Source organism: Sphingopyxis alaskensis RB2256, from assembly GCF_000013985.1.
GTDB classification, from domain to species: Bacteria; Pseudomonadota; Alphaproteobacteria; order Sphingomonadales; family Sphingomonadaceae; genus Sphingopyxis; species Sphingopyxis alaskensis.
On the sequence record NC_008048.1, the window covers coordinates 836,139 to 852,451 of the forward strand.

14 protein-coding genes and 1 tRNA gene are annotated in these 16,313 nt (G+C 67.9%); 7 read left to right on the forward strand and 8 right to left on the reverse strand.

Annotated elements, in window-relative coordinates:
• Window positions 1–50: 50 nt before the first annotated feature.
• A complete protein-coding gene (locus SALA_RS04180; protein WP_011541139.1) occupies window positions 51–2,210 on the forward strand; it encodes a ComEC/Rec2 family competence protein in 2,160 nt (719 codons plus the stop codon).
• Here the strand turns inward: SALA_RS04180 and lexA are convergent.
• The 7 genes from lexA to SALA_RS04215 form a co-directional block, all read right to left on the reverse strand.
• Complete coding sequence (gene lexA, locus SALA_RS04185; protein ID WP_011541140.1) at window positions 2,164–2,847, reverse strand: transcriptional repressor LexA; 684 nt, start codon at window positions 2,845–2,847, stop codon at window positions 2,164–2,166. The genes SALA_RS04180 and lexA overlap by 47 nt on opposite strands.
• A gap of 74 nt (window positions 2,848–2,921) precedes the next feature.
• Window positions 2,922–4,112: a molybdopterin molybdotransferase MoeA gene (glp, locus tag SALA_RS04190; RefSeq protein ID WP_011541141.1), complete on the reverse strand. Its 1,191-nt coding sequence runs from the start codon at window positions 4,110–4,112 to the stop codon at window positions 2,922–2,924.
• Entirely contained in the window at window positions 4,109–4,582 is a 474-nt protein-coding gene (moaC, locus tag SALA_RS04195) for a cyclic pyranopterin monophosphate synthase MoaC (RefSeq protein WP_041383081.1), read from the reverse strand. Before moaC ends, glp begins: the two co-directional genes overlap by 4 nt.
• Window positions 4,583–4,950: 368 nt before the next feature.
• Entirely contained in the window at window positions 4,951–5,736 is a 786-nt protein-coding gene (gene trpC / locus SALA_RS04200; protein WP_011541143.1) for an indole-3-glycerol phosphate synthase TrpC, read from the reverse strand.
• Window positions 5,737–5,863: 127 nt separating this feature from the next.
• Complete coding sequence (gene trpD, locus SALA_RS04205; RefSeq protein ID WP_011541144.1) at window positions 5,864–6,862, reverse strand: anthranilate phosphoribosyltransferase; 999 nt, start codon at window positions 6,860–6,862, stop codon at window positions 5,864–5,866.
• Complete coding sequence (locus SALA_RS04210) at window positions 6,859–7,449, reverse strand: anthranilate synthase component II (protein WP_011541145.1); 591 nt, start codon at window positions 7,447–7,449, stop codon at window positions 6,859–6,861. The genes trpD and SALA_RS04210 overlap by 4 nt, the downstream gene beginning before the upstream one ends.
• A gap of 86 nt (window positions 7,450–7,535) precedes the next feature.
• The gene (locus SALA_RS04215) at window positions 7,536–8,819 is read right to left on the reverse strand and encodes a DUF3089 domain-containing protein (RefSeq protein WP_011541146.1); all 1,284 of its coding nucleotides are present in this window, start codon (window positions 8,817–8,819) and stop codon (window positions 7,536–7,538) included.
• 119 nt (window positions 8,820–8,938) lie between these two features.
• Between SALA_RS04215 and SALA_RS04220 the strand changes: the two genes are divergently transcribed.
• The 4 genes from SALA_RS04220 (at window position 8,939) to gatB (ending at window position 14,117) form a co-directional block, all read left to right on the forward strand.
• On the forward strand, window positions 8,939–10,702 hold the full coding sequence (locus tag SALA_RS04220) for a DUF4153 domain-containing protein (RefSeq protein WP_153802631.1): 1,764 nt from the start codon (window positions 8,939–8,941) through the stop codon (window positions 10,700–10,702).
• Window positions 10,703–10,767: 65 nt separating this feature from the next.
• Window positions 10,768–11,070, forward strand: coding sequence for an Asp-tRNA(Asn)/Glu-tRNA(Gln) amidotransferase subunit GatC (gatC, locus tag SALA_RS04225; protein WP_011541148.1), 303 nt, complete (start codon window positions 10,768–10,770; stop codon window positions 11,068–11,070).
• Window positions 11,070–12,551 carry an Asp-tRNA(Asn)/Glu-tRNA(Gln) amidotransferase subunit GatA gene (gatA, locus tag SALA_RS04230; RefSeq protein ID WP_011541149.1) on the forward strand — a complete coding sequence of 494 codons (1,482 nt, stop codon included), beginning with the start codon at window positions 11,070–11,072 and terminating at the stop codon, window positions 12,549–12,551. Before gatC ends, gatA begins: the two co-directional genes overlap by 1 nt.
• 99 nt (window positions 12,552–12,650) lie before the next feature.
• The gene (gatB, locus tag SALA_RS04235; RefSeq protein ID WP_153802632.1) at window positions 12,651–14,117 is read left to right on the forward strand and encodes an Asp-tRNA(Asn)/Glu-tRNA(Gln) amidotransferase subunit GatB; all 1,467 of its coding nucleotides are present in this window, start codon (window positions 12,651–12,653) and stop codon (window positions 14,115–14,117) included.
• A 2-nt stretch (window positions 14,118–14,119) separates the two neighbouring features.
• Here the strand turns inward: gatB and SALA_RS04240 are convergent, their stop codons facing one another.
• Window positions 14,120–14,317, reverse strand: a complete 198-nt coding sequence (locus SALA_RS04240) for a hypothetical protein (RefSeq protein ID WP_041383671.1) — start codon at window positions 14,315–14,317, stop codon at window positions 14,120–14,122.
• A gap of 167 nt (window positions 14,318–14,484) precedes the next feature.
• Between SALA_RS04240 and SALA_RS04245 the strand changes: the two genes are divergently transcribed.
• Both SALA_RS04245 and tig read left to right on the forward strand, forming a co-directional pair.
• Window positions 14,485–14,569, forward strand: a tRNA-Leu gene (locus SALA_RS04245).
• 90 nt (window positions 14,570–14,659) lie between these two features.
• Window positions 14,660–16,270, forward strand: coding sequence for a trigger factor (tig, locus tag SALA_RS04250; RefSeq protein WP_041383082.1), 1,611 nt, complete (start codon window positions 14,660–14,662; stop codon window positions 16,268–16,270).
• The last annotated feature ends 43 nt before the right edge of the window (window positions 16,271–16,313 follow it).

A 16,313-nucleotide genomic window follows, 5' to 3' on the forward strand; every position in this document is an offset into this window, starting at 1 on the left:
CTTTCACTCACTTTGCCGCCCGGTCGGGCGGGATCGGGGGTGCCCCTAGCATGGCGACAAGTCCGCTTCAAACGCCCATTGCACCTGATCGCGTGGGCAGGTGGACGCGGCTCGCCGCGGCGCTTGAGGCGCGGCTGGAGGCGGAGCGCGAACGCATCGGCCTGTGGCTCCCCGTCGCGCTGGGCGCGGGCATCGCCGCGTGGCTCGCGCTGCCGGCAAAGGCGCACTGGATCGGCCTTTTGCTCCTGCTTGCCGCAGGGGTGCTCGGCGGGCTGCTGATCGGCTGGGGCACCCGCACGGGGCGGTCGCTTGCGGTCGGCTGCGGCGTAATGGCGGTGGGGATGCTGCTGATCTGGGGCCGCGCGCTGTGGGTCGCGGCGCCGGTGCTCGCCCAGCCGGTCGTGACCCAATTTTCCGCCATTGTCGAGCGCGTCGAACCGCGGCCCGCCAGGGGCCAGGTGCGCATCCTCGCCCGGCCAAGCGCGCGCGCCGACCTGCCGCCGCGCATCCGGCTGACCCTGCGGACCGAGCAGGCGGGCGATCTGGTGGCGGGCGAGGCGATCGGGGTGCGGGCGCGGCTGATGCCGCCGCCGACCGCGAGCCTGCCCGGCGGCTATGATTTTGCACAGCGCGCCTGGTTCGACGGCATCGGCGCGGTCGGCACCGTGCTCGGCGGTGTCGTGCGCGCGCCGGGACGGGGGAGCGCCGCGCCACCGCTGCGCGCGCGGCTGAGCGCACATATCCACCGCCAGGTCGATGGTTCGGCGGGCGGCATCGCGGCGGCGCTGGTCACGGGCGACCGCGGCGCGATTTCCGAAGCCGACGAAGAGGCGATGCGGCGGAGCGGGCTCGCGCACCTGCTGTCGATCAGCGGGCTGCACGTCACCGCGGTCGTCGGTTTTGCCATGCTGCTGACGATGCGTCTGCTCGCGCTGAGCCCGCGGCTCGCGCTCGCGGGCCTCGTCCTTCCGCTCGCCGCGGCGGCAGCGGCGCTCGCGGGCGGGGGCTATACCTTGCTCGCCGGGGCCGAGGTGCCGACCTTGCGTTCGTTCATCGCCGCGCTGCTCGTGCTTATCGCCTTCCTGATGGGGCGCGAGGCGCTGACCCTGCGGCTTGTCGCGGCGGGCGCGCTCATCGTGCTCATGTGGCGGCCCGAGGCGCTCGCGGGGCCGAGTTTCCAGCTGAGCTTCGCCGCGGTGACCGCAATCGTGGCGCTCCACGAAAGTCCGGCGATGCAGGCGTTTCTCGCACGCCGCGACGAATCCTGGGCCTTCCGGCTGGGGCGCGGCATCGCGGGCCTGCTTGCGACGGGCCTGGTCGTCGAAGTCGCGCTCACGCCGATCGCGCTGTTCCATTTCCACAAGGCGGGCCTTTATGGCGCACTCGCCAATGTCATCGCGATCCCGCTCACGACCTTTGTCGTCATGCCCGCCGAGGCGCTCGCGCTGCTGTTCGACAGCGTCGGGCTCGGCGCGCCCTTCTGGTGGGTCGCCGAACAGGCGCTGCGGCTGCTGATCGCGCTCGCGCACAGCGTCGCAGGCGCGCCCGGCGCGGTGACGACGCTGCCCAGCTTTCCGCCGTGGGGCTTTGGCTTGACGCTTTTCGGCGGGCTCTGGATCCTGCTCTGGCAAACACGCTGGCGCCGCTGGGGGATGATCCCGCTCGCGGCGGGCGCTGCCGTGCTGCTGGCGCAGCCGCGCCCCGACCTGCTCGTCACCGGCGACGGGCGGCACATCGCTGTGCCCCTGCCCGACGGCACCTATGCGCTGCTCCGCGATCGCGCGGGCGATTATGTCCGCGACAGCATGGCCGAAGCGGCAGGAATCGACGCCCCGCTGGGCACGCTCGCCGATCTCGATCATGTCGAGTGCAACCGCGATTTCTGCCGCTGGGTCCAAGGTGCAGGCGCGGCGCGGCGCGTCATTCTGGCGTCGCGCGGGCGCGACCGGATCGAGGGGGCGGATATGGCCGCGGCGTGCGCCGCCGCCGATGTCGTGATCAGCGACCGCTGGCTGCCGCGCGAATGCGCCGGCCGCTGGCTCACGATCGAGCGCGATAGCCTGGCCGAAACCGGCGGGCTCGCGCTCTATCTTGGCGAACGGCCCAAAGCCGTCGCCACGCTAAAGTCCGGTGCCGAGCATCCGTGGCGTCGCCCGCAGCAGGTCAGTGGTAACGACGAAGCAGTCCCGACAGACGCCCCTGGACGATGACGCGCTCGGCCGGGTAGCGTTGCGGTTCATAGGCGCTGTTTGCAGGGTCGAGCCGGATCATCTTGCCTTCGCGCCGAAAGAATTTGAGCGTCGCATCCTGCCCGTCGACGAGCGCGACGACGATGTCGCCCTCGCGCGCGGTGTCCGCTTTCTGGATCAGCGCATAATCGCCGTCGAAAATCCCCGCCTCGACCATCGAGTCGCCCGACACTTCGAGCGCATAATGTTCGCCCGAACCGAGCAGCGCGGCGGGAACGGCGAGTTGCTCATGATCCTCGAACGCCTCGATCGGGACGCCCGCGGCGATCCTGCCGTGCAGCGGCACTTCGATAATGTCGTTCGCGGCGATCGGCTTGAGCGCCGACGGCGCCTTGCGCAGCTGGACGACATTGTCGCGATTGTTGGTCACGACGGACTTCGCGGTATCGGGCAGCTTGAGCACCTCCAGCGCGCGCGCGCGGTTGGGCAGGCGGCGGAGAAAACCCCTTTCTTCCAAAGCACTTATCAGCCGATGGATGCCCGATTTCGACTTGAGGCCCAGCGCTTCCTTCATCTCCTCGAACGACGGCGAGATGCCGCTGGCGTCGAGGCGCTGCTGGATGAAGTGGAGCAGTTCATGCTGCTTCGCGGTCAACATCGGTCGTTCTCCATGAAGGCCTGGAGCGTCAGGCCGGACATAGCGGGAACGATAGTGGAACAAAGCGGAACTTGTCAAGCGATGGCGATATAGTCCGCCGCGTCGCCGGCATCGCGCGCGGGGGCGCCGATGTCGCGGATGAGCAGCGCATTGGCGGCGGCGAGGGGGAGGGTGCGGCCGCTTTCCTGTCCGACGAGCGGGGTCAGCACGCCCCGCTCGACCCGCGCGCGCAGATAGTCGCGGCGCGTGCCGCCGGCGTCGAGCGGTGCGGCGAGCGGCGCGCGCTGTACCGGCGGCAACGGCGCGCGCGCACCCGCGAGGTGGCGGACGAGCGGGAGGAGGAAGAGCGTCGCGGTGACGAAGGCCGACGAGGGATTGCCGGGCAGGCCGAGCAGGATCGCGTCGCCGAGCGTGCCGGCGATCAGCGGCTTGCCGGGCTTCATCGCGATCCTCCAGAAATCGAGCCGCCCGCCCGCGTCACCCAGCGCGCCGCGGACATGGTCGTGATCGCCGACCGACGCGCCGCCGACGGTGACGATGACGTCGTGACTCCGCGCCAGCTCCTTCAGAATCTTTGCGAGCGTCGCGCGGTCGTCGCGGATGTGGCGCGGCTGCACGGGCGCGGCGGCCTCGCCCGCGAGCATGGCGGCGAGCATCACGCCGTTGCTGTCGGGGATCTGACCGGGGCCGGGCGCGCGACCCGGCGCGACCAGTTCGTCGCCGGTGGTGAGGATCGCGACGCGCGGGCGGATAGCGACGGAAAGCGCGCCCGCGCCGCTCATCGCGGCGGTGGCGATGGCGCCGGGTGTCAATCGCGAACCCGCCGCGAGCAGCGCGTCGCCGGCGGCGAAATCGGCGGCGCGCGCGCGGATGTGGCGGCCGCGGCTGTCCGGCCCGTCGCCGGTCAGGGTCAGCCGGTCGCCCTCGCGCGCAACATCCTCCTGCACGATCACCGTATCGGCGCCGGGCGGAACGACCGCGCCGGTGAAGATGCGCTGCGCCTCGCCCGCGCCGACGGCGCGGTCGGGAGCGCTGCCTGCCGCAACCTCGCCGGTCACCGTCCATGGGCCGGGCAGGTCGTCGAAGCGGATCGCATAGCCGTCCATCGCCGACAGCGGCGCCGCGGGCTGGTCGCGCTCCGCCAGGACATCGGCGGCGAGATAGCGGCCATGCGCGTCGGCGAGCGCGACCGTCTCGCGTCCCAGCGGCGCGCGCAGCGCGAGCAGGCGCGCCTGCGCCTCCTCGACGGGGAGCAGTGCGCTCATGCGGCGCGCCAGTCGCCCGAACGGCCGCCGCTTTTTTCGAGCAGGCGGATGTCGCCGATCACCATTGTACGGTCGAGCGCCTTCGCCATGTCGTAAAGGGTGAGCAGCGCGACCGATGCGGCGGTGAACGCCTCCATCTCCACGCCGGTCGGCCCGCTGGTCGCGGCGGTCGCGGTCACGGCGATACCATCGGTCTGCCACGCGAAATCGACGGTCACGCTGGTGAGCGCGAGCGGGTGGCAAAGCGGAATAAGGTCGGCGGTGCGCTTTGCCGCCATGATCCCCGCGATGCGCGCGGTCGACAGCACGTCGCCCTTGGGCGCGTTGCCGCTGCGGATCGCGTCGAGCGCCGCCGCGGTCATCGTGATGCGCCCGGCGGCGACGGCGCGGCGCTGGGTCGCGGGCTTGGCGCCGACATCGACCATATGTGCGGCGCCGCTGTCGTCGAGATGAGTCGGTTTGAGCGTCATCGCGCCAGCGAAGCAAGGCGGCGAGCGAAAGGCAAGGGGGGACAGGAGGAGGAATTGTCGGGGAACGGCCGGTTGCGGACATGACAGCATATAAAATCCGTTCGCATCGAGCGAAGTCGAGATGCCCCTCGACATGGCCTGGTGTCGATGGGTGTCTCGACTTCGCTCGACACGAACGGAAAGTGGGGAAGGTCTGAAACCGGCCGGAAGCGGACATAGTGGCTCTCTCCCCTTCAGGGGAGAGATACGCAGGCTTGCCAGCTTGCTGGCTAGCCGGAGTTGAGAGGGGTTTGGATGGTCCCCCTCTCCCAACCCTCTCCCCTGAAGGGGAGAGGGCTTCATGGCCGCGCCCCACTCCAAAGCGGGCCTCAGCCTTCGAGCAGCGCCCTTGTTACCGCCGTGACGTCGGCCTGACGCATCAGGCTTTCGCCGACGAGGAAGGCCCGGACGCCGCTGTCGGCGAGGCGCTGGCAGTCGGCGTGGGTTGCGATGCCACTTTCGCCGACGAGGAGCGTATCCGCGGGGACAAGTTTGGCCAGCCGTTCGGTGACGCCAAGGTCGGTTTCGAAGGTGCGAAGGTCGCGGTTGTTGACGCCGATCAGGCGCGATTGCAGCTGCGTGAGCGCGCGGTCCAGTTCGGCTTCGTCATGGACCTCGACCAGCACGTCCATGCCGCGCTCGATTGCCGCCGCTTCAATCTCGCGCATCGCGCCGTCGTCGAGCGCCGCGACGATGATGAGGATCGCGTCGGCGCCGATCGACCGCGCCTCGGCCACCTGCCACGGGTCGATCATGAAATCCTTGCGCAGCACGGGCAGCGCGCAGGCGGCGCGCGCGGCGACCAGATAATCCTCATGCCCCTGAAACCAGGGCGCGTCGGTGAGCACCGACAGGCAGGCGGCGCCGCCCGCGGCATAGGCGCGCGCATGATCGGCGGGGTTGAAATCTTTGCGAATCAATCCCTTGGATGGCGATGCTTTCTTGATTTCGGCGATCAGGCCATAGCCGCCGGCGTCGATTTTCGCCTGCACGGCGGCGGCAAAGCCGCGCACCGGCCCGGCGTCGATCGCATCAAGGTCGGCGAGCGAGCGCAGGGCGCGGCGTTCGGCGACTTCGGTCGCCTTGGTGGCGAGGATCTGGGTGAGTTTGTTCATTTCGGGCTCAAAATTATCGTCATTGCGAGCGTAGCGAAGCAACCTCCAGCTAGCGATTTTGATGGACGAAAGCTGGAGATTGCCGCGTCGCCTTCGGCTCCTCGCAATGACGATGTCAAAAACCCGCTCATTTATACGCGATCCAGCAGTTGAGCAGCGCGTTGGCGAGGCCCTTGTCGATCGCTTCGGCGGCTTCCTCGACCCCCTCCGTCAGCGTGTCGACCGCGCCCGCGACGATCAGCGCCGCGGCGGCGTTGTAGAGTACCGCGTCACGGTACGCGCCGGTTTCGCCTTCGAGCAGGCGGCGCAGCGCGCGGGCGTTGAACGCCGCATCGCCGCCGCGGATTTCGGCGAGCGAGCGCGTCGGCAGCCCGGCGTCGGCGGCGCTGCTGCGCTGCATCCGCACGCCGTCGGGGGTCACCACCGCGACCTCGTTGCCGCCCGCGAGCGAGAGTTCGTCGAGCCCCTCGTCGCCCGAAATGACGCGCGAATGATCGGTGCCGAGCCGGTGCAGCGCCTCGGCATAGACGGGCACATAGGCGGGGCGCGCGATGCCGACAAGCTGGCGGGTGACGCGCGCGGGATTGGCGAGCGGCCCCATCAGGTTGAAGATCGTCCGCCGCCCGATCGCCTTGCGGATCGGCATGATGCGCTTCATCGCAGGGTGGCGCGTCCCGGCGAAGAGGAAACAGATGCCGAGGTCGGCGAGCTGTTCCTGCGCCTGACGATCGGCGCGCTCCATGTCGAGGCCAAGCGCCTCCAGCGTGTCGGCGGCGCCCGATTTCGACGAAGCCGCGCGATTGCCGTGCTTTGCGACCGGCACGTCGCACGCCGCGACGACGATCGACACCGCCGTCGAGACGTTGAGCGTGTGGTGTCCGTCGCCGCCGGTGCCGCACACGTCGATCGCGCCCGCCGGCGCCTCGATGGGGATCAGCCGATCGCGCATCGCCTGTGCCGCGGCGGCGATTTCGACCATCGTTTCGCCGCGGTCGGCGAGCGCGACCAGAAACGCGGCGATCTGTTCGTCGCGCGCACCGCCATCGAGCATCGTTGCGAAGGCGTGCGCCGCCTCGTCATGGTCGAGCAGCGCCGAAGGGTCGGGAAATGGCCCGAACCGGCTCATGCCGCTTGCCGTTCGCGCACGGGAATCCCGGCGATACGGAGGAAATTGGCGAGCATCGCATGGCCATGCTCGGTCGCGATGCTTTCGGGGTGGAACTGGACACCATGGATCGGCAGTTCGGCATGGCGGAAGCCCATCACCGCGCCATCGTCGCTCGTCGCGTTGATGATCAGGCTGGGCGGAATGTCGACGACCTCCAGGCTGTGATAGCGCGTCGCCTGAAAGGGCGAAGGGAGGCCCGCGTAAAGCCCGCTGCCGTCGTGGCAGACGGGCGAGGTCTTGCCGTGCATCAGATGGCCGCGCTGCACCGTGCCGCCGAAATGCTGGCCGATCGCCTGATGACCGAGGCAGACGCCGAGCAGCGGTCGTTCCGCATCGGCACAGGCGGCGACAAGGTCGAGGCTGATCCCCGCTTCGTTCGGCGTGCAGGGGCCGGGCGAGATGAGGATCGCATCGGCGCCGGTTGCGAGCGCCTGCGCCGCGGTGAGCGCATCGTTGCGCTCGACGCGCACCTCGGCCCCCAGCTCGATCAGATAATGAACGAGATTGAAGGTGAAGCTGTCATAATTGTCGATGACGAGGATCATGCGCGCGCCCTAACGATTTTGCGGGGACGGGGGAAGGGATAGAAGCTTTGCCCGCGCGAAAGCCAGCTTTGCGCGGCGCGGCAGGCTCAGGTCGCGGCGTCGGCAGATGCGGGTGAAGGTGCAGGCAACGGCGCCGCGGCGGGCGGCACCGGCGACGGCTTGCCTTCATAGGCCGCGAGGCGGCGCAGCGCGTCGGCGCGGACATTGGCCCAGAACAGGGTGATGTCATAGACATGATAATTATTGCCGGGCAGCACATAGCCCGCGACGACGTAATTTTTGGCGACATCGGCGTCGCCGATCATCAGCAAGCCGCGCGTGTCGTCGCAGGTCGCGCCGATGCGGCCCGCGATCAGCGATCCCGACTTGAACCCTTCGGTCGGTTTCAGCGTGCCGAGATTGGCTTCGGGCGGCGCGGCGGTGTCGGGGATGCCGGTGAGCGGATTGGTGCAGAGCATCCGTGTATTCGCACGCGGGCGGCCGTCGAAGCCGATCGTCCCGTCATAGGCGTCGGTGACCATTGCGGGGTCGGCGGGATCGGCGAAGCTGACCCAGCTGACGATACAGCCCTTTTGATCGGGGGTCTGGCACGCGGGGAGGCCGAGCGCGGCGATGTCGGTGTCGAGGCTGACCGGCCAGCCGATGATGTACGCGGCGACGATGCGCCTTGCGAGCGGCGTTCCCGCGATCTTCGTGCGGAGCAGGGTGGTCAGGTGGAGCGCCCCCTGGCTGTGCCCCGCGAGGATGATCGGCTTGTCCTTCGGCTGCGCGGCGAGGAAGGCGTCGAACGCTTCCTCGACATCGCGATAGGCCGAATCGATCGCCTTGCCCGCGGTGACGCGGTCGGTCGCGAGAAAGGCGCCGAGCGTCGCCTGGCGATAGCGCGGCGCCCAGATTTCGCCCGCGTCGGCAAAGGCGCTCGCCATGCCCTGCACGAACAGATTGGCGCGGTGGTCCGAATCGCGGTCGCTGAGCGGGGCGTTCCAGCTCGACCGGCTGTAATAGCTGGTCGGATGGACGAAAAAGACCGCGGCGTCGCCCCTGGGGAAGGGGGGTTCGGCGGGGGTCTCGGCGGCCTTGGCGCGCGCGATCAGCGGATCGGCCGCCTTGTTTCCGGGCGCGTCGCCCGGCGTTTCGCTGCCGTCGGCGGCGGGGCGCCAGGCCGCGGGATTTTTCTCCATCCCCGGCCGCGCGAACCACATTGCGGGATCGTCATAGGCGTTCGGGGCGACCGCGGCCTGCGGCTCGAACTCGCTGCTGGGGACGAAGGCGGTGCGCGCGAGCCAGCCGGGGAAGAGCTGGTACACGATCCCCATCGCGAGGATGAGGAGGATGATCGCGGCGACGAGGTAGAGAAACTTGCGGGCCAAGGGGGGCTCCATGGGAGGGGGAGATTTGCGGGTCTCTAGCCGGTCCAGACAGGCCCTTCAAATATCTCGTCACCCCGAATCTGTTTCAGCATGACGATTTTCCAACGTAGATGTGGGGCATGACCGATGCGCCTGCAAGCCCGCCCGTTCCCGATTCGCCGCGCCCTTCCGCGCGCCTCGACGGCAGCGACCCGCCGTGGCCGCTGCGGCCGTGGATCATGGCGGCGATCTGCGCCGCGGCAGGGCTGATCTTTCACCTGCTGGTCGATCATGATTATCCCTACGCGCTGGAGCCATGGCGCAGCGCGCTGGCGACCGCGGTCGCAGTGGCGACATTGGTGTTCGTGCTGGGGGTTGAACTCAGGCGCTGGCACTGGGCGCTCGGCTTTGCGCTGGGCTGGGGCGCGATCCTGGGGCTGATCGCGTGGCAAACCGCGGCCTATAATTTACAGGGCAATGCGGTCGAATGGCCCTTCTGGTCGGGGGTGCTCGCGGTGCTCGTCGCGACGCCGCTGTTCCAGACGCGGCGCGACGTCGCACCCGACTGGCGCTTCTGGACGCTGTGGACGATGCCCTATGACCGGCTGCACAGCCATGCATGGACCGATGCGGTGATCGGCGCGGCGGGCGTTGCGTTCGTCGGCATCACCTTTCTGCTCACCGTTCTGATCGGGCAGATGTTCAAGCTCATCGGGATCAACCTGATCTTCGACCTTTTGAACGACGAATGGTTCGGCTGGATGCTCGCGGGCGCGGCGTTCGGGGGCGCGGTCGGCTTGTTGCGCGAGCGCGACAAGCTGGTTTCGACCTTGCAGCGGCTGGTGATGATCGTACTCGCGGTGCTCGCGCCGGTGCTCGCGGTCGCGCTCGTGCTGTTCCTGCTGTCGCTCGCCGGGACGGGGTTGCAGAAGCTGTGGGATTCGGGCTTTTCGACCGCGGCGGTGATGATGGCGGTCGCGGCCTTCGCGGTGCTGCTCGCCAATGCGGTGATCGGCAACGGCAGCGACGACCGCGCGACGAGCCCCGCGTTGCGCTGGGCGGCGCCGGTGCTCGCCGTTGCGGTGCTGCCGCTCGCAGCGATTGCCTTTTATTCGATGCACCTGCGCGTCATCCAGTACGGCTGGACGCCCGGACGCATCTGGGGCGTGATCGCGGCGATGATTGCGCTCGCCTATGGGCTTGCCGGGCTGTGGGCGGTGGTGCGCGGCCGGCGCGATTTCGACGACTGGCTGCGGCCCTTGCAGCAGAAGCTGGCGATCGCGCTGATGCTGCTCGCGCTGTTCCTCGCGTTGCCGATCGTCGATTTCGGGGCGATTTCGACGCGCGACCAGCTCGCGCGGCTGAAATCGGGGGCGGTGTCGGCGGAACAGTTTGACTGGGCGGCGATGGCGTTCGATTTCGGGCCCGCCGGGCGCGCGGCGCTGACGGAACTCGCGCGCTCGCCCGACGGGGCGCGTGCCGACGCGGCGAAGGCGGCGCTGGCGGCGAAGAATCGCTGGGATCTGGCGGGACCGCGCGGCGCGCTGCCGCTGCCGCCACTGGCCGAGCGGCTGCGCGTCATCCCCGATGGGCGTTCGCTGTCGCCCGAAGCACTCGATCGCATCGCGCAAAGCCATATGTGCAGCCGGACCAGGGCCTGCGCCGCGGTGTGGATCGACGACCGGCGGATTGCCGTGCTGGGGCAGAATGAACCCGGTGAAGCGATGCGCCTCGATTTCGTTACGCAGAATGCGGCGGGTCAGTGGGTGATCGGCGATCCCGCCCTGGCGGCGGGCGATCAGAAACGGGCCGTGGACCTGTCGAAGGCGCGAATCGCGATCGAGACGGTCGAGCAGCGCCGCATAACGGTCGATGGCGTGCCGCAATCGCCCGGTTTCGACTAGCCGCCGCTTGAAGCGGGCGGGGCGCGGTGCTAGCGGCGCCTCTTCTCCCGCAAAGGCAGGAATCAATGGCAATCGATCAGGCAACAGTGAGGAAAATCGCGTCGCTGGCGCGCATCGCGATCAGCGATGCCGAAGCCGCCGCGATGGAAGGCGAATTGAACGGCATTCTGGGCTGGGTCGAACAACTCGGCGAGGTGGATGTGAGCGGGGTCGAACCGATGACCGCGGTGATCCCGAACACGCTCCGCCTGCGCGACGATGTCGTCGACGCCGACCCGCTGACCGGCGGCAACCGCCGCGACGATATTCTCGCCAATGCGCCGGCGGCGATGCACGGCTTTTTCGGCGTGCCGAAAGTGATCGAATAATGACCGAGCTGACCAATTTGACCGTCGCGCAGATCCGCGACGGGCACCGCGCGGGCGATTTTTCCGCCGTTGAAGTGGCCGAGGCGTTCAACGCCAATGTCGCAGCGGCGAAGGCGCTCAATGCGTTTATCGTCGAGACGCCCGATCTTGCGATCGAAGCCGCGAAGGCGGCCGATGCCGACCGCGCGGCGGGGACGCTGAAACCGCTGTCGGGCGTGCCGATCGGCATGAAGGACCTGTTCTGCACCAACGGCGTGCAGACGACGGCCGCGAGCCACATGCTCGAAGGCTTCGTGCCGCGCTATGAATCGACCGTCAGCCAGAAATTGTGGGACGCGGGCGCGGGGATGCTGGGCAAGCTCAACCTCGACCAGTTCGCGATGGGGTCGTCGAACGAGACGAGCTATTTCGGCAACGTCATCAGCCCGTGGCGGCGCAACGACGGCGGCAATGCCGCGCTCGCGCCGGGCGGCTCGTCGGGCGGCTCGTCGGCGGCGATCGCGGCGCGGCTGTGCCCCGCGGCGACGGGGACCGACACCGGCGGGTCGATCCGCCAGCCCGCGGCCTTCACCGGCATTTCAGGGATCAAGCCGACCTATGGCCGCTGTTCGCGCTGGGGCATCGTGGCGTTCGCCAGCTCGCTCGACCAGGCGGGGCCGATGGCGCGGACGGTGCGCGACTGCGCGATCATGCTCGAAAATATGGCGGGCTTCGATCCGAAGGACGCGACCAGCCTCGATCTGCCGGTGCCGAATTGGGAAGCGGCCTTGTCGAGCGATTTGAGGGGCAAGACGGTTGGTATTCCCAGGGAATATCGGCTGGAGGGTATCGACCCCGACATCGACGCGATGTGGGACGCCGGGATCGCGATGCTGAAGGATGCGGAGGCCGCGGTCGTCGAGATCAGCCTGCCGCATACCAAATATGCGCTGCCCGCCTATTATATCATCGCGCCCGCCGAGGCGTCGTCGAACCTCGCGCGCTATGACGGCGTGCGCTATGGCCTCCGCGATCTGCCGCAGGGCGCGGGGTTGCAGGACATGTACGCCGCGACGCGCGCCGAGGGCTTCGGGGCGGAGGTCAAGCGCCGCATCATGATCGGCACCTATGTTCTGTCGGCGGGCTTCTACGACGCCTATTATACGCAGGCGCAGAAGGTGCGGACGCTGATCGCGCGCGATTTCGAGGCGGCTTTTGGCTCGTGCGACGTGATCCTCGCGCCGACCGCGCCGTCGGCGGCGTTCGGGCTGGGCGAGAAGATGGCCGATCCGCTGGCGATGTATTTGAACGACGTGTTCGCGGTGCCCGCGAGCCTCGCGGGGCTGCCCGCGATGTCGGTCCCCGCGGCGCTGAACCGCGAAGGGCTGCCGCTGGGTTTGCAGATCATCGGCAAGCCGTTCGACGAGCAGGGGGTGCTGAACGCCGGGCTGGCGATTGAAGAGCGCGCCGGGTTCACGGCGCGGGCGGAGAAGTGGTGGTGATTTGGTGGTGTGCTCCTGCGAACGCAGGAGCCCAGGGCGGCCTAGCGCTGCCCCACTCTGGGTTCCCGCTTTCGCGGGAACGCACAAAGGATGCGGATGATGAGTGATTATCGAGTGCAGGGCGAAACCGGCGAGTGGGAGGTCGTGATTGGCCTCGAGGTCCACGCCCAGATCACGACCAACGCCAAGCTGTTTTCGGGCGCCGCGACGGCGTTTGGCGCCGAGCCGAACACGCAGGTGTCGCTGGTCGACGCTGCGATGCCGGGGATGCTGCCGGTGCCGAACCGCGAGTGCATCCGCCAGGCGGTGCGCACGGGGATGGCGATCGAGGCGCAGATCAATCGCTGGTCGCGGTTCGACCGCAAGAATTATTTCTATGCCGACCTGCCGCAGGGCTATCAGATTTCGCAGCTTTATCATCCGCTGGTCGGCGAAGGTTCGCTGACGATCGCCGCCGATGAAAAGGCCGGGATTCCCGCCGACAAGGTGATCGGGATCGAGCGTATCCATGTCGAACAGGATGCGGGGAAGCTGATGCACGACCAGCATCCGACGATGTCCTATGTCGATTTGAACCGCAGCGGGGTCGCGTTGATGGAGATCGTGTCGAAACCCGACATGCGCTCGCCCGCCGAAGCCGGCGCCTATGTGCGCAAGCTGCGCTCGATCCTGCGCTATGTCGGCTCGTGCGACGGCAATATGGAAGAAGGCTCGATGCGCGCCGACGTCAACGTCAGCGTGCGGCGGCCCGGCGAGGCGTTCGGCACGCGCACCGAGACGAAGAACGTCAATTCGGTGCGCTTCGTGATGGCGGTGATCGAGGGCGAGGCGAAGCGGCAGGTCGCGCTGATCGAGAGCGGCGGCGAGGTGGTGCAGGAAACGCGCCTCTACGATCCCGACCGGGGCGAGACGCGGTCGATGCGGTCGAAGGAAGACGCGCATGACTATCGCTACTTCCCCGATCCCGACCTGTTGCCGCTCGAACTCGACGACGCCTTTCTCGAAGAATGCCGCGCGAGCCTGCCTGAATTGCCCGACGCCAAGCGCGCGCGTTATCTGGCGGCGGGGATCAGCGCCTATAACGCCGATGTGCTGACCGCCGAGGTCGAGGCGGCGCGCTGGTTCGACGCGCTGCTCGAAGCCGGCGCAAAGCCCGTCGCGGCGGCGAACTGGGTGACGAGCGAGCTGTTCGGCGCCTTGAACCGGCTCGGTCGCGACATTTCGGATTCGCCAGTCAGTCCGGCGCAGGCCGCCGAATTGCTCGGCCTCGTCGCCGATGGCACGATTTCGGGGACGATTGCGAAACAGGTATTCGAAAAGATGCTCGAAAGCGGCGACGGCGCCGCGGCGATCGTCGATCGTGAGGGCCTCAAGCAGACGAGCGACACGGGCGCAATCGAAGCCGAGATCGCCAAGGTTCTCGCCGCCAATGCCGACAAGGTCGAGCAGTATAAGGGCGGCAAGGAAGCCCTGTTCGGCTTCTTCGTCGGGCAGACGATGAAGGCGATGCAGGGCAAGGCAAACCCGCAGGTCGTCAACGAGCTGCTGAAAAAGGCACTGGGCTGAGCCTAAATCTGCTGCGGCGGCACTTCGTCGGGCCCGCGGCCCGGCTCGTCGATGTCACCGCCGCCGGGGCGACCGGGGATTTCGGCGGGCTGGCCCGCGGGGTCTTCGAGCGGGGCCGGCTGGACCGGCCTTTCGGGCGGCGATTGCGGTTCGATCGTGTCGGGCCTGGGCTTGGGAAGCGGGTCGGGGCCGTTGGTCATGTCACTCTCCTTGGCTTCATCAACGAACGGGCAGGATACATGTTCCGGCCGCGGATTTTGGGGCGGTGTGCCCTTGCCCTTGGCGGCGCGTCTGCTATAGCCCCGCGCGGCCCGCACGGGCGTGCGCGGCAGCGCATGATTTCGCGCACCCGGCCGAAAGCTCATGCGCGGGCGTGGCGGAATTGGTAGACGCGCTGGTTTTAGGTACCAGTATCGCAAGATGTGGGGGTTCGAGTCCCTTCGCCCGCACCACCTTCGCGAGCAGCAAGCCGGGACAAGGGGAACGCCGCCATTTGGCCGGGGTTCGGACAAGAGATTTTGAGCAAGGATAAGACCAAGGCAATGAAGACCGTCGAAACGCTGAACGAAGGCCTGAAGCGCGAATATCGCGTCACCATCACCGCCAAGGATATCGACGCGCGCGTCGACGAAGAGGTGAAGAGCATCGCCCCGACCGTCCGCATGCCCGGTTTCCGCCCCGGCAAGGTGCCGCCCAACCTCATTCGCAAGATGCACGGCGCCGCGCTGTCGGCCGACGCGCTCAACAAGGCGATCGACGCCGGCGTGCGCGACCTGATGGCGAAGGAAAAGCTGCGCCCGGCGCTCCAGCCCGCGGTGACGCTGGCCGACGGTTATGAAGCCGGCAAGGATGCCGAGTTGACCGTCGCGCTGGAAGTGCTGCCGGAAATCGAAACGCCGTCGATCGACGGGCTGAAGCTCGAGCGGCTGACCGTTCCCGCCGACGACAAGGCGGTGATGGCGAAGATCGAGGAATTCGCCGCGCAGATGAAGCGCTTCGAAGAAGCGCCGAAGACCAGGAAGGCCGCGACCGGCGATCAGGTCATCATCGACTTTGCCGGCAGCGTCGACGGCACCCCCTTCGACGGCGGCACGGGCGAGGATATGGCGGTCGAAATCGGTTCGGGCCAGCTGATCCCCGGTTTCGAGGACCAGCTCGTCGGCGTCAAGGCGGGCGACGAAAAAACGTTGAAGGTCACGTTCCCGGAAGACTATCCGGTCGAGACCCTGAAGGGCAAGCTGGCCGAATTCGCCGTGACGGTGAAGGAAGTGAAGGTTCCCGCCGCGACGAAGATCGACGACGAATTTGCCAAGTCGCTCGGCCTCGAAAGCCTCGACAAGCTCAAGGAGCTGATGAAGGATCAGGTCGAGCAGGAACTCAACGGCCTGACCCGCACCCATATGAAGCGCAAGCTGCTCGACCAGCTCGCCGCCGCCCATGACTTCGAGGTGCCGCCGACGATGGTCGAGGCCGAGTTCAACCAGATCTGGCAGCAGCTCGAGCATGAAGCGAGCCACGAGGAAGATCCCGAAGCGGCGAAGGCCGAGCTGGAGAACGACCGCGAGGAATATCGTGCCATCGCGGTGCGCCGCGTCCGCCTGGGCCTGCTCCTCTCCGAAATCGGCCAGGCGCATGGCGTGCAGGTCTCTCAGCAGGAGATGCAGCGCCTGATCATGCAGGCGGCGCAGCAGTATCGGCCCGAGGATCGCCAGCGGTTCGTCGAATATGTCCAGCAGGACGCGCTCGCCGCCGCGCAGCTCCGCGCCCCGCTCTATGAAGACAAGGTCGTCGACTTCCTGTTTGAAAAGGCCGAAATCACCGACCGCGAAACGACGCGCGAGGAACTGGAGGCGGCGATCGAGGCCGACGACGACAGCGGTCATGTCCACGGACCGGGCTGCGGCCACGACCATGACGAAAAACCGGCCAAGAAGGCGGCGGCGAAGAAGCCCGCCACCAAGAAGGAAGCGGTGAAGGACGAGGCCAAGGCCGAGGAAGCCCCCGCCAAGAAGGCGCCGGCGAAAAAGGCCGAGCCCAAGGCCGAAGCCAAACCCGCCGCGGCAAAGAAGGCCGCGCCGGCCAAGGCTGCGGCCGAGGAAAAGGCCGAGCCAGCGAAGAAGGCGCCCGCCAAAAAGGCTGCGGCGAAGAAATAGGTTTCGGCTGTCGATCGACAAAAGGCCGGGTGGAGGATGCTCC

Excerpts from the sequence above, each read along its gene's own strand:
- gatB (WP_153802632.1), top strand. The coding sequence starts at position 12,651 with ATGAGTGATTATCGAGTGCAGGGCGAAACCGGCGAGTGGGAGGTCGTG.
- SALA_RS04220 (WP_153802631.1), top strand. The coding sequence starts at position 8,939 with ATGACCGATGCGCCTGCAAGCCCGCCCGTTCCCGATTCGCCGCGCCCT.
- trpD (WP_011541144.1), bottom strand. The coding sequence starts at position 6,862 with ATGAGCCGGTTCGGGCCATTTCCCGACCCTTCGGCGCTGCTCGACCAT.
- trpC (WP_011541143.1), bottom strand. The coding sequence starts at position 5,736 with ATGAACAAACTCACCCAGATCCTCGCCACCAAGGCGACCGAAGTCGCC.
- SALA_RS04240 (WP_041383671.1), bottom strand. The coding sequence starts at position 14,317 with ATGACCAACGGCCCCGACCCGCTTCCCAAGCCCAGGCCCGACACGATC.
- lexA (WP_011541140.1), bottom strand. The coding sequence starts at position 2,847 with ATGTTGACCGCGAAGCAGCATGAACTGCTCCACTTCATCCAGCAGCGC.
- moaC (WP_041383081.1), bottom strand. The coding sequence starts at position 4,582 with ATGACGCTCAAACCGACTCATCTCGACGACAGCGGCGCCGCACATATG.
- SALA_RS04210 (WP_011541145.1), bottom strand. The coding sequence starts at position 7,449 with ATGATCCTCGTCATCGACAATTATGACAGCTTCACCTTCAATCTCGTT.
- glp (WP_011541141.1), bottom strand. The coding sequence starts at position 4,112 with ATGAGCGCACTGCTCCCCGTCGAGGAGGCGCAGGCGCGCCTGCTCGCG.
- gatC (WP_011541148.1), top strand. The coding sequence starts at position 10,768 with ATGGCAATCGATCAGGCAACAGTGAGGAAAATCGCGTCGCTGGCGCGC.
- tig (WP_041383082.1), top strand. The coding sequence starts at position 14,660 with ATGAAGACCGTCGAAACGCTGAACGAAGGCCTGAAGCGCGAATATCGC.
- SALA_RS04180 (WP_011541139.1), top strand. The coding sequence starts at position 51 with ATGGCGACAAGTCCGCTTCAAACGCCCATTGCACCTGATCGCGTGGGC.
- gatA (WP_011541149.1), top strand. The coding sequence starts at position 11,070 with ATGACCGAGCTGACCAATTTGACCGTCGCGCAGATCCGCGACGGGCAC.